The sequence below is a fragment of the Pseudozobellia sp. WGM2 genome, assembly GCF_017810075.1.
Taxonomy (GTDB): Bacteria; Bacteroidota; Bacteroidia; order Flavobacteriales; family Flavobacteriaceae; genus JADNYK01.
Window position 1 is genome coordinate 399566 of record NZ_JADNYK010000002.1, and the last position, 12959, is coordinate 412524.

The 12959-nt window shown below is 38.5% G+C and carries 9 protein-coding genes; 7 read left to right on the top strand and 2 right to left on the bottom strand.

Features of this window, described 5'->3' with window-relative positions; all coding sequences use genetic code 11:
* Positions 1–92 precede the first annotated feature (92 nt).
* Positions 93–3209, top strand: coding sequence for an exodeoxyribonuclease V subunit beta (locus tag IV512_RS05340; protein ID WP_209401367.1), 3117 nt, complete (start codon positions 93–95; stop codon positions 3207–3209).
* 11 nt (positions 3210–3220) lie between these two features.
* On the opposite strand, the gene IV512_RS19950 is transcribed toward IV512_RS05340, so the two are convergent.
* Entirely contained in the window at positions 3221–3355 is a 135-nt protein-coding gene (locus tag IV512_RS19950; protein WP_256439269.1) for a hypothetical protein, read from the bottom strand.
* Between the two features lie 126 nt (positions 3356–3481).
* Here IV512_RS19950 and kbl point away from each other — a divergent pair, with 126 nt between their 5' ends.
* The 3 genes from kbl to IV512_RS05355 all read left to right on the top strand — a co-directional run bounded on the left by kbl (position 3482) and on the right by IV512_RS05355 (position 8935).
* Complete coding sequence (kbl, locus tag IV512_RS05345) at positions 3482–4675, top strand: glycine C-acetyltransferase (protein WP_209401368.1); 1194 nt, start codon at positions 3482–3484, stop codon at positions 4673–4675.
* A gap of 113 nt (positions 4676–4788) precedes the next feature.
* The gene (locus IV512_RS05350) at positions 4789–6129 is read left to right on the top strand and encodes an OmpA family protein (RefSeq protein WP_100870235.1); all 1341 of its coding nucleotides are present in this window, start codon (positions 4789–4791) and stop codon (positions 6127–6129) included.
* Positions 6130–6193: 64 nt separating this feature from the next.
* Positions 6194–8935 carry a PD-(D/E)XK nuclease family protein gene (locus IV512_RS05355; RefSeq protein ID WP_209401369.1) on the top strand — a complete coding sequence of 914 codons (2742 nt, stop codon included), beginning with the start codon at positions 6194–6196 and terminating at the stop codon, positions 8933–8935.
* A 62-nt stretch (positions 8936–8997) separates the two neighbouring features.
* Here the strand turns inward: IV512_RS05355 and IV512_RS05360 are convergent, their stop codons facing one another.
* The gene (locus IV512_RS05360; RefSeq protein WP_209401370.1) at positions 8998–9711 is read right to left on the bottom strand and encodes an SDR family oxidoreductase; all 714 of its coding nucleotides are present in this window, start codon (positions 9709–9711) and stop codon (positions 8998–9000) included.
* Positions 9712–9960: 249 nt separating this feature from the next.
* Between IV512_RS05360 and uxaC the strand changes: the two genes are divergently transcribed.
* From uxaC to IV512_RS05375, 3 genes are all read left to right on the top strand, one after another.
* Positions 9961–11367, top strand: coding sequence for a glucuronate isomerase (uxaC, locus tag IV512_RS05365; RefSeq protein WP_209401371.1), 1407 nt, complete (start codon positions 9961–9963; stop codon positions 11365–11367).
* A gap of 164 nt (positions 11368–11531) precedes the next feature.
* Positions 11532–12488 (top strand): TRAP transporter substrate-binding protein, encoded by a 957-nt coding sequence (locus IV512_RS05370; protein WP_245224681.1) that lies wholly within the window; start codon positions 11532–11534, stop codon positions 12486–12488.
* A complete protein-coding gene (locus IV512_RS05375; protein WP_209401373.1) occupies positions 12488–12958 on the top strand; it encodes a TRAP transporter small permease in 471 nt (156 codons plus the stop codon). Before IV512_RS05370 ends, IV512_RS05375 begins: the two co-directional genes overlap by 1 nt.
* Position 12959: the final 1 nt, after the last annotated feature.

The window sequence follows — 12959 nt, forward strand, 5'->3', positions numbered from 1 at the left end:
AGTAAGTTGAAAAGTACGTTTTTTAACAAACAAAATCCCTTAATTATTTGTTAAGAACTCTAATAGAATCCTTATTTTGCGTAAAAAAGCACTTGCAAGACGCACCCTTCAAAATATACAACGCATCCGCGGGTTCGGGAAAAACCCATACCCTTACCAAAGAGTACTTGAAAATTATACTTCAGAGAAAGGGCGGTTACCAAAAAATATTGGCAATTACCTTCACCAATAAGGCGGTAAACGAGATGAAAAGACGAATTTTAGACAGTCTTTTTGAATTTTCTAAGGTGACAGAATTAGAGGGTGCACCAGTAATATTTAAAGATATATGTACAGAACTTTCTCTGGATGTCGAAGAACTTCGAGAACGTTCAAAAGAAACACTTAAAGAAATTCTGCACAATTATGCTTTTTTCGATATATCGACGATAGATAAGTTTACCCATCGCATTATACGAACCTTTGCCAAAGACCTTAAAATTCCCCAGAATTTTGAAGTTATTTTAGACACCGACTTATTACTTGATGAAGCGATTGCAAGATTAGTGCAGAAAGCGGGGTCAAATGAAAAATTGACCAAAGTCTTGCTTGATTTTGCTTTGGAAAAAATAGATGGTGATAAAAGTTGGGATATTACTTATGACCTTTATAATATCGGTAAGTTGATTTTTAGTGAAAATCATGCTGAACACCTAGCTAAATTAAGGAATAAGAAAATAGAAGACTTCTTACAACTCAAAAGCAAGTTGAGCAAAGGTCAAAAAGCTATTGAAAAGCATTTGGTCGAACTTGCGGAAAAGGCTTTGGACATCATTGACGACAATGGTTTGGAGTACTCTGATTTTACTCGAAGCTCTTTTCCTAATTTTATGTTGAAAATTTCGAAAGGTGATTTTGATATCGATTACAATGCGGGTTGGAAACAAAATTTTGACACCACCAAGCTATACAACAAATCGGCACCAGAGCGAGTCAAATCGACCTTAGACTTACTTCACGTACAATTCGCTCAGCTGTTTACAGCTATACGAACAGATTTTTATCAATTGTTATTTCTAAAGAACGCCTATGGTAATATAGTACCCTTAACCGTTCTCAATGCTATTCAGCAAGAAGTAAAGACCTTACAGGAAGAACGTGACCAGCTGATTATATCTGAATTCAATACATTGATATCAAAAGAGATAAAAAATCAGCCCGCCCCTTTCATATACGAGCGTTTGGGTGAAAAATACCGACATTATTTTATTGATGAGTTTCAAGACACATCAGTACTACAATGGAATAATTTAGTGCCGCTCATAGCGAACGCTCTTGAAAGTGAAGACATGTTGGGCAAACAAGGTTCTTTATTTTTGGTGGGTGATGCCAAGCAGGCTATTTACCGATGGCGCGGGGGCCGGGCCGAACAATTTTTGAACTTGGCCCTCAAGGTCGCCAATCCTTTTGTAGTGCCTCCAGAGACCTACAACCTACCTGTAAATTACCGAAGCCACGATCAAATAATAAAATTTAACAATGAGTTCTTTACGGCTACCAGTTCTTATTTGAACAATAGCACATATGGTACAATGTTCGAAGATGGCAATCGACAAGGCGTAAATCCCAAAACGGGAGGTATAGTACAGCTCAATTTTCTCGAGAAAGACGATGACATCGATAAGAATGAAATGTACGGTAAAGAAGTTTTGAATTTAATTCAAGGCATTCGAGATAAAAATTACTCGTACGGTGAGATATGTATTTTGGTACGTAGTAATAAAGATGGAGTTTTTCTTGCGGATTATCTCACTCAAAATGCAATACCGACCATATCATCGGAGAGCCTGTTGCTCAATAGCAGCGATAAGGTTCGATTTCTTATCAATTTACTGAAATACACCGCAGATGGTGAAAATTCTGAAGTGGCCTACGACCTCTTAAATTATCTCTCAGCTCAAAAAGAAGGCCAACATCGGCTCATTTATGAGAATTTGAATAGCGTGTCACAGCTATTCATGTCTAGGTTTGGTTTTAGTATCGAAGCCTTAAAACAAATTTCGGTTTACGATGGTATCGAATTGGCCATTAGGCAATTTGAATTAATGCCCGATTCTGACGCTTACGTTATCTATCTTTTAGATGAAGTATTAGATGTAGAAAGAAAAGAAGGTGCTGGAATACATACTTTTTTAGAGTATTGGGAAAAAAAGAAAGACAAATTAAGCCTTTCAGCCCCTGAGCACGTTGCTGCGGTGCGAATCATGAGTATTCACAAATCTAAGGGTTTAGAGTTTCCTTTTGTAATCTTTCCTTTTGCTAATGACAATATTTACAAACGCTTGGCAGGGCAGAAAAAAATGTGGTTACCACTGAATCCGGAATTTTCAGATGGTTTTGATGAAGTGTTGATCAATGAAAAGAAAGAAGTTGTTGAGTATGGGGCGGTAGCTGAAAGGTTGTTTACCGAAGAAGAGCATCTCATGGAACTTGATTCATTTAATGTGCTATATGTGGCACTTACACGAGCTGAAAAGGGTTTATATATTGTAAGCGAGAAAGATTTGAATAGAAACGGAGCGCACAAAACCGATTATTATTCGGGGCTGTTCATTGAATATCTCATTAGTAAGGGCCTATGGAACAGTGAAATTTTGACGTATACCTTTGGTGAGCTAATCAAGAACGCTTCCAAAACTACGGCAATTCAGCAAAGCAGAGTAGACTTTGTTGTAACTCAAAAAGACAGGCCGGCATTTAAAATATTGACCAGAGGAGGCATGCTTTGGGATAGTGCGAGGGAGGAAGCCATTCTGCAAGGTAATCGTATGCATCATATTCTCGGATTAATTGAAACCGAAGATGATATTGATGCCGCGCTTGAGAAAAGTATTAATCAAGGTATTATTACTCAATCAGAGCTATCCGCTTTTGAGAAGAGTCTGAATAAAGTATTGAAACATCCAGACTTGAATGATTACTATCTAGCAGGTAATATCATTAAGAATGAAAAGGACATCATCACCCAAACAGGCGAACTATTGAGGCCTGACAGAGTTGTTTTGAACGATAAAAGTGCGGTGCTCATCGACTATAAAACGGGTAAGCGAAATCCGAAATATAAAGAACAACTTTACAGATATTCAGATACACTTGAGAGTATGGGGTTTATTGTCGAAAAGAGAATTATAGTCTATATAAATGATTTAGTGCTTACCGAATTTGTATAGTCTACTATACATTATCGATTTTTCTTGGTTTTCTTCTCTTTCCAATATTTATAGCCTAAATATGCAAATTGTGCACCAACAAGGGCCAATGTGTATTTCCGGCTTCGTGTCAAAGCTGCCGCTACTCCTAATAATTTAGATTTCATAATATTCATTTTGTATTTAATAGACGCAACATACTTATTTTCTATTTTTGAAAAGAACCCTAATCATTTAATAAATAACTTGATTTTTAGAAGATTCATCTAATATTATATTCAGATAACAATTATATGTACGGAAAAATAGAAGAGCACTTAAAAAGTGAAATCAATCAAATCAAAGAAGATGGACTTTATAAAGATGAACGGATTATCGTTTCACCTCAAGGCGCCGAAATAAAATTGGCCGATGGATCAGAGGTTATAAATTTTTGTGCCAATAATTACTTGGGGCTGTCTTCACACCCAGAAGTCATACAAGCAGCAAAGGATACTCTAGATACCCATGGTTTTGGTATGTCATCGGTTCGATTCATTTGCGGTACTCAAGACATTCATAAAGAGTTAGAATCTAAAATTGCTGATTTCTACGGGACTGAGGACACCATATTATATGCAGCGGCATTCGATGCCAATGGTGGGGTCTTCGAACCCTTGCTCACTGCTGAAGATGCTATCATATCAGATTCGCTCAACCACGCGTCGATTATTGATGGGGTAAGGTTATGCAAAGCCAAAAGATACCGTTATGCCAATAGCGATATGAAAGATTTGGAAAAACAATTGCAGCAAGCTAACGCAGATAAAGCTCGATTTAAAATTATTGTTACTGATGGAGTCTTTTCTATGGATGGCTTGGTAGCACCACTTGACGCTATTTGCGACCTGGCAGATAAATATGATGCCCTTGTGATGATCGATGAATGTCATGCAACAGGCTTTATAGGGGAAACCGGTCGTGGAACCCTGGAAGAAAAAGGGGTCATGGGTAGAATCGATATCATAACGGGCACCCTTGGTAAAGCCCTGGGTGGTGCTATGGGAGGGTATACCACTGCGAAGAAAGAAATTATTGAAATTTTACGTCAGCGATCTAGACCTTATTTGTTCTCAAATTCACTGGCCCCGGCAATCGTAGGGGCGTCTATCAAAGTTTTTGAACTTTTACAAAACGACACTTCACTACGCGATAAGCTCCAGAAAAACACTGAATATTTTAAGGAAGGAATTAAAAAAGCAGGTTTTGATATCGTTAATGGAGATTCAGCCATTGTACCAATAATGTTATATGATGCGAAAGTGGCCCAAGAAATGGCCAAGCGACTTTTAGAGAAAAATGTATATGTAATCGGATTTTTTTATCCGGTAGTTCCTAAAGGTAAAGCAAGAATTCGCGTACAATTGTCGGCGGCCCACGAGATGAAGCATTTAGACCAAGCTATCGATGCTTTTACCGAAGTCGGCAAGGCCTTAAAAATCGTTTAAATGCATTATTTTCCCTATAAAAAGCGTTAAAAAAAATAGGAAATTGATTTTGTTAATAATATTTAACAACTTACATTTGCAGCTAATAAACACTTAAACTTAAAAATTTGAACATGAAACATCTTAGCAAATTATTGGTTGTTGTCCTGCTAATAGTAGGGGTTAACAACATACAAGCGCAAGACGAGAATAACCCTTGGCAGGTAAGTTTTGGGGTTAATGCCATAGACACTTACCCAACTGGTGACGATGGCGGTTTCGGTAGTCAGCTTTTCAACGCGACCGACCACTGGAACATTCTTCCTTCTATCTCTTACGTTGGTGTATCAAAGTACGTAGGCAACGGTTTCTCTGTTGGTGCTAGAGGTTCTTTGAACAAAATCGACAAATTAGGAGATGTTGGTGTTGATGATCTTTCTCATTACGCTATAGATGGTACGATTAAATATAACTTTATTGAAGGTACTGTAATCGATCCTTTCGTTGAGATTGGTGGTGGTTACACTTGGATCGATGAAATCGGTGCTGGTACAGCAAACGGTGGAGTTGGTATCAACTTCTGGTTTACCGATAACATTGGTCTTACAGTTCAGACTTCTTACAAGCATGCTTTCGAAGATTACCTTGCTAAGCACTGGCAACATATGGCCGGTATCGCAGTTAAGTTCGGTGGAACTGATACTGACGGTGATGGTATCTACGATAAAGATGATGCTTGCCCAGAAGTTGCTGGTCTAGAAGCTTTCAACGGTTGTCCTGATGCTGATGGTGATGGAATCGAAGATAGCAAAGATGCTTGTCCTAACGAAGCTGGTTCTGCCGAAATGAACGGTTGTCCTGATGCTGACGGTGACGGTGTTGCTGATAAAGATGACAAGTGTCCAGATGTTGCTGGATTGGCTAACTTAGCTGGTTGTCCTGATGCTGACGGTGACGGTGTTGCTGATGGTGATGATGAGTGTCCTAATGAAGCAGGTCCTGCTGAAAACAAAGGATGCCCATGGCCAGATTCTGACGGTGATAGTGTATTAGATAAAGATGATAAGTGTCCAGATGTTGCTGGTACTGTAGCTAACGCCGGTTGTCCTGAAGTTACCGAAGAAGTTCAAAAGCAATTGAATGAGTACGCTAGAACAATCTTGTTCGACACTGGTAAATCTTCAATCAAAGCTGAATCAACTTCAGTTATGGTAGATATCATCACCATCTTGAAAGAGTACCCAACTGCTAAATTTACAGTAGAAGGTCACACTGATAGTGTTGGTAGCCAGAAATTGAACCAAAGTCTTTCTGAGTCTAGAGCCCTTTCTGTAAAAGAGTTCTTGGTTGACAAAGGCATCGAAGAGTTCAGATTGTCTGCTATCGGTTACGGTGAAGACAAGCCAATCGCTTCTAACAACACAAGAAGTGGTAGAAAAGAAAACAGAAGAGTTGAAATCAACTTGGTGAAATAAGTTAATTTCACACAATTGAATACATTAAGCCCTGACATTTGTCAGGGCTTTTTTATTTTTGATTATGCAGAGTTTTTTAGAAGATGTTGTTGTTGAAATTTCCAAAAAGGGTTACTCTTTTGAGAAGTTGATTTTCATACTGCCCAGTAAGAGGGCGGGTACCTTCTTAAAGAAGGCTATAGCGAAGAATATAGAAGGTTCTATTTTCTCTCCCGAAATTCATAGCATAGAAAGCTTTGTCGAAAAAATATCCGGACTTACCTATGCCAGTGCGACCCAACAACTGTTCACATTATACGAAGCATATTGCGAACAGCCCTTAGAAAGAAAAGATGATTTTTTCACTTTCTCTAAATGGGCGCAAACCTTGCTTCAAGATTATAATGAGATAGATAGATATCTTATTGATGTATCTAAACTATTTGGCAATCTAGCTGCGATTCAAGAAATCAACCATTGGTCTTTAGAGGAAAACAAGACCAAGATGATGGAAGACTATCTTGCCTTTTGGAACAACCTCGAACCCTTATATCACAAGTTCAATTCTAAATTATCCGAGAAAGGTATCGGTCACCAGGGTCTCGTTTATCGAAAGGCCTGTAATAGACTAGATGATTATTTACAGGGTCAAGCTGAAAAACATTTTTTGTTTGTCGGCTTTAATGCATTGAACACTGCTGAGAGTCGAATTATACAAAGTATTCTTTCGAAAGTTGATTCTGATATTTATTGGGATCTTGATACTTATTTTTTGAACGACCCGGTTCATGATGCAAGTCTGTTTATCCGTCAACATCTTAATAATTGGCCCTATTATAAAAATTCTGCTCCTAAAGGAATTAGTGATTACTATTTATCATCGAAAAACATTGAGGTAATCGGAATTCCAAAAAATGTTTCGCAGGCTAAGTATACTGGTCAATTGTTGTCAAAGTTACGTTTTGAATCAGCTGCCAAATTGCAAAACACTGCGGTTGTGCTAGGTGATGAAACGTTGATGAATTCGTTAATCAATTCTATTCCAGAAGAAGTAGATGGTATTAACATTACCATGGGTTACCCATTGGATAAAACCCCCTTGGCTTCACTCTTTGATCAGTTTATTGATTTATATATTTCTAAAAGTAACGGTAAATGGTTTCATAAGAATATTCAGTCTTTGTTGAGCCATCCCTATCTTCATGTGCTTCTCAATGACGACAGAGTTTCGGTTAGCAGTATAGTAGAAATTATTCGAACCAAAAACTGGAGCTATTTAAGTGCCGATAAGCTCAATGAGATTATAGACAGTGAACATGCATCACGGCTATTCACTGATGATGAGTTAAAACCGAACGAGTTTATCGAGCGATGTATTGATCTTATATTAGCTTTAAAGGAGAAATTTCAACTACTTGATGATGCCCTAGCCTTAGAATATTTATATAGGTTCTATACGCTGTTCAATCAGTTGGTCGATTTGGTGCGTGACCATTCATTTGTAGCCGATTTAAAATCGCTACAGGCACTTTATCGTGAACTGTTAAGCGCAGAATCGCTAGATTTTCAGGGTGAGCCACTAGAAGGGCTTCAAATTATGGGAATGTTAGAGAGCAGAAATTTAGATTTTGAGACGGTTATTCTTACTTCGGTTAATGAAGGAATACTTCCCTCGGGCAAATCGAACAACTCTTTTATTCCATTTGATTTAAAAGTTCGTTTAGGTCTGCCCACCTATAAAGAAAAAGATGCCGTCTACACCTATCACTTCTATCGACTGTTGCAGCGTGCAAAGAATATTTACCTTCTGTATAATACAGAGCCCGATGTGCTAGAAGGTGGTGAGAAAAGTCGTTTGATCAGTCAATTGCTCACCGATGAGAACAAATATCCCCATATAAAAGAAAAGATTGCCGCACCTGAGATAAGTCCGGTGATGAAATCGCTTGAAATCATTGAAAAAGATGAACATTTACTCTCGTTGATCAAAGCTCATGCGTCCAGAGGTTTTTCACCAACTTCTTTGAGCAATTATATTAGAAACCCCATAGACTTCTACAAGCGCAATCTTTTGGGAATAGATGATGTATTAGAGGTTGAGGAGACAATTGCGGCCAACACTTTTGGCACTATTGTTCATGACACCCTAGAAGATATTTATACGCCGTTGGTAGGTCAGATTCTTACTGAGAAGAACTTGACCGAAGCTAAGGGCAAAATAACTAGGTTGGTGAAACAACACTTTTCAAAGTCTTATTTGGAAGGAGATATTAGCCAAGGTAAAAACTTGATAGCATATCATGTAATCTTGCGCTATATTGAGAACTTTATCGATTTGGAAATTAAGGAAGCCGAAGCACATGAAATAAAGATTATCGCCCTTGAACAAAATCTCAAAGTTCAACTTCAAATACCGGAACTGGAGTTTCCGGTTCAATTAAAAGGAAAACTTGACCGCGTCGATTCATATGACGGTACGTTACGTATTATTGATTATAAAACTGGTAGAGTAAATCAATCGCAGGTAGAAATTGTCGATTGGGTCGAAATCGCTTCCGAATATGAATACAGTAAGGCATTTCAACTGCTCTGCTATGCCGTAATGTATAATGCACAACAACCTATCGAAACGATTGAGTCAGGTATTTTTACCTTTAAAAATTTAAGCGCCGGACTTTTACGTTTCGCTACTAAAGAAGGAAAAATGAGCAGGAAAAAAGATTATCAGATTACCCAAGAAACCTTGGCGCTGTTCTTTAATGAACTAAAGGCCTTGATTCTGGAGATTTGTAACCCTTATAGTGCTTTTGAAGAAAAAGAGGTTTAATCCATATAAAAAGAAAGCCCGAAAAATAAAATGTCTTCGGGCCTTCATCAATTTGAATACTTCTATTTTTTATCAGGTCTGCTGGGTCGAACCTCAATTTTACTTGGCAGTGTTCGAGGGTGCATTTTTAATAAGTCGACCACTAATTCGCCAATATCTTCAGGTTGAATTTTCCAAGCGTCTTGATCATCAGGTTCGTTTCCATTAAAGTGAGTGGCAACGGATCCCGGCATGATAGTGGAAACCTTTATATCATACTTTCTGAGGTCTAGCATCGCCGCTTGGGTGAAACCGACCACTCCGAATTTGGTGGCATTGTAACCAGCACCAGAAGCAAAGAAATTCGTACCTGCGAGACTTGCCAATGTCATGTAATACCCTTTTGATTGTTTCAAAGCGTCAACTGAAGCCTTTAGCGTATGAAAAACACCATTTAAATTGGTATTGATCATTTGATGCCATTGGGTTTCGGTCATTTCATCGATTGGGGCGAAATTTCCAAGTCCTGCATTGGCCAAAACCAAGTCTATTTTTCCCCATTTATCAATAATCTTCTTGACCGCCTCTTCTTCATCACGCAATTTTGAAACATCAGAGGCAACACCGATTACTTGATTCTCGTCGCCCAGTTGATCAGCTGCTTTGCGTACCGTTTGTAATGTTCGACCGCTTATGGCAACTTTCATTCCCGAGGCCAACAATTTTTCGGCAACGGCATAGCCGATACCTTTTGACCCTCCTGTAATATATGCTACTTTATCTTTTAGTTCTTTCATGAGAATATTTTTGTTCAATGTACCTCGCAGCTCAGTAATAGAAAAAAACCTGACGTTATAGTTTTCTTAAAAACGTGGCAAGAATCCAATTTTTATTCAAGTATAATACGATATGGGCAACGATTGTATTCTTTATCTTTTTTCTTGCTTAAACGCAAATAGAAACCTATTTTTAAAACCTTGCAGATTTACTAATTGCAAGGCAAATAAATCTTTTATTCTAAATTACTAGAGCTCATAAGTTTAAAAATGGCAACAGATACCAAACTCATCAACGATAATTTTTTATTGGAAAGTAAATATGCCCAAGAGCTATATCATAGCTACGCTGCGCACATGCCTGTAATCGATTACCATAACCATTTATCGCCAAAAGCATTAGCGGAAAATACGGTCTTCGATTCCATTACGGCGGCATGGATAGATGGTGACCATTACAAGTGGCGTGCTATGCGAACATTAGGTATAGATGAAAAGTATATAACCGGTGATGCCTCTAGTAAAGAGAAGTTTTCTAAATGGGCGCATACCGTGCCATATACCATGCGAAATCCGTTATACCATTGGACGCATATGGAACTTTCCCGCTATTTTGGCATCGATGATTTATTATCGGATAAAAATGCGGATGCTGTTTTTGAGAATGCCTCTGAAAAATTAAGAACTCCCGAATACAGTTCAAGAGAGTTGATTTCTAAAATGAACGTTGAGGTCTTATGTACGACGGAAGATCCTATCGATACGCTAGAGTACCACCAACAATTGAGCAAAAGCACTTTCGGTACCAAGGTAAGTACCGCCTTCAGGCCCGACAAGGCCATATTAATTGCAAGTGACGCTTACAATAGCTACCTAGACAGTCTAGAAAAAGTCAGTAACAGTACCATTTCGACTTATGACCAGCTGTGTTCGGCGCTAAGAAATCGAATTGAATATTTTCATGAAAACGGATGTCGCTTATGCGATCATGGTTTGGCACATTTGTATGCAGAAAATTTTACCGAGAATGAAATCAAGGGTATTTTCAAAAAGAGAAGAGAGGGGCAAACCATTTCGGAAGTTGAGAATGCTAAGTTTCAAAGTGCATTGATGCTTTATCTATCCGAAACCTATCATGAGTTCGGTTGGGTGCAACAATTTCATTTAGGGGCGTTACGAAACAATAACAAAAGAATGTTGAGCGTACTGGGACCGGATACGGGATGGGACTCCATAGGTGATTACCCTCAAGCTCAGAGCCTATCTAAGTTTTTAGATACCCTAGACGGCAAAGATAAACTCACAAAAACAATATTGTATAACTTGAATCCTAGTGATAACGCAATGATGGCGACCATGATCGGCAACTTTAATGATGGAAGTGTTAGGGGCAAGGTACAATGGGGATCAGGTTGGTGGTTCTTAGATCAGAAAGATGGTATGACCGAGCAAATAAATACCCTATCGAATATGGGCTTGATCAGTTGCTTTATCGGTATGCTTACCGACTCAAGAAGTTTCTTATCTTTTCCGCGTCATGAATATTTCCGTCGCATTTTATGCAACCTGTTCGGCGAAGATATCAGAAACGGTGAATTGCCAAATGATATGGAATGGATCGGTAAAATCGTTCAAAATATTTGCTACAACAATGCAAAGGAGTATTTCGATTTCTAATCGATTTTCTTGAATGCAATTTATCTAAATACTAATATTGGTTTAGTTTGTAGGATGGGGTCTAGAACGTAGTAATCGACCCTAAAATAATCCGAGGCCTTAGAAACAGACAACGAATGAAACAATTTTTAAAACCTATGGTATTGAAAAAGTGCTTTTTGCTTATGATAACTATATCGTTGGCGCTGACTTTCTATTCTTGCTCGACAGTAAGCGACGAGAAGGTACTTTTCTTTGCCCATTCCCTGCCAACTTCCCACCCTGTACATAAGGGCATTTTGGCCATGCAAGAATCACTGAATGAAAAATCCGATGGTAAATTACAGATCAAGATTTTTCCTGATGGGCAATTGGGTTCTGAAAGGGAAGCCCTTGAACTTTTACAGATAGGTAGTATTGCAATGACAAAGGTAAGTGCTTCTGCACTTTCAAATTTTGCACCTGAATATCAAATCACGGTCATACCGTACTTATTTCGTGACAATGATCATTTGTTTGCAAACCTAGAGGGTGAGGTTGGTAAACAATTGTTAGAAAGTGGAACCGAGTATTTATTACGAGGCATTTGTTTTTATGACGCCGGTGCCAGAAGTTTTTATACCAAAGATAAACCGGTGAATTCACCAGATGACCTTGATGGTCTCAAGATAAGGGTTCAAAACGACCAGATGTCGGTTGACATGGCCAATACATTAGGGGCTTCCGCAACCCCCATGTCTTTCGGCGAATTGTATACTGCCCTGCAACAGAACGTAGTTGATGGGGCGGAAAATAATATACCGTCATTCGTAAGTTCGAATCATTTTGAAGTATGTAAATATTACATTTTTGACGAGCATACCATGGTGCCCGATGTTGTTATTATCGGTACAAAATTTTGGGATTCCCTTTCGGATGAAGAAAAGGGATGGCTTGAAGAGGCTGCGGATGAAAGTGTTGAAAAGCAAAAACAGTTTTGGAAAGAAACGGTCGCCGAAAACATGAAAATGCTGAAAGAGGAAGGTGTTGAATTTATCTACCCCGATAAAGAACCCTTTGTTAAAAAGTCAAGACCCGTTATGGAAAGACTATTGGAAGACCCTAAACTAAAACCCATCATCGAAAAGATAAACGCAAATTAATGGAAAGAATCTATATCACTCTGAACAAGGTAATAGAAGCCCTTTTAGTTGTAGTTTTCGGCTTACTGGTTATCGATGTCGTATGGCAAGTAGTATCGCGTTATGTGGTCGGCCAATCAAGTTCGTTTACTGAAGAGTTCGCCAGATTCTCTTTGATTTGGTTGACTGTTTTAGGTGCCGCTCATATCAATGGTAGTAAAGATGGTCATTTATCAATGGATTTTCTTTTGTCAAAACTTCCGGCGGATAGAAAAGTGAAACGTCAAAAAATCATTCAAATATTAATGGCCTTGTTTGCCTTGATCATTATGGTGATCGGCGGAGGTAATTTGGTTTACATCACTTTAACCTTGGGCCAGACTTCATCGGCGTTGCAACTACCATTAGGGGTGGTCTACTCCATTGTTCCCATTTCGGGGCTAATTATCATATTCTTTTCGATTTACAATATAAAGAAACAAAACTTTTAAG

What these genes read in the sequence shown, in the direction of transcription:
- IV512_RS19950 (WP_256439269.1), bottom strand. Translation starts at nt 3,355, where the DNA reads ATGAAATCTAAATTATTAGGAGTAGCGGCAGCTTTGACACGAAGCCGG.
- kbl (WP_209401368.1), top strand. Translation starts at nt 3,482, where the DNA reads ATGTACGGAAAAATAGAAGAGCACTTAAAAAGTGAAATCAATCAAATC.
- IV512_RS05350 (WP_100870235.1), top strand. Translation starts at nt 4,789, where the DNA reads ATGAAACATCTTAGCAAATTATTGGTTGTTGTCCTGCTAATAGTAGGG.
- IV512_RS05355 (WP_209401369.1), top strand. Translation starts at nt 6,194, where the DNA reads ATGCAGAGTTTTTTAGAAGATGTTGTTGTTGAAATTTCCAAAAAGGGT.
- IV512_RS05360 (WP_209401370.1), bottom strand. Translation starts at nt 9,711, where the DNA reads ATGAAAGAACTAAAAGATAAAGTAGCATATATTACAGGAGGGTCAAAA.
- uxaC (WP_209401371.1), top strand. Translation starts at nt 9,961, where the DNA reads ATGGCAACAGATACCAAACTCATCAACGATAATTTTTTATTGGAAAGT.
- IV512_RS05370 (WP_245224681.1), top strand. Translation starts at nt 11,532, where the DNA reads ATGATAACTATATCGTTGGCGCTGACTTTCTATTCTTGCTCGACAGTA.
- IV512_RS05375 (WP_209401373.1), top strand. Translation starts at nt 12,488, where the DNA reads ATGGAAAGAATCTATATCACTCTGAACAAGGTAATAGAAGCCCTTTTA.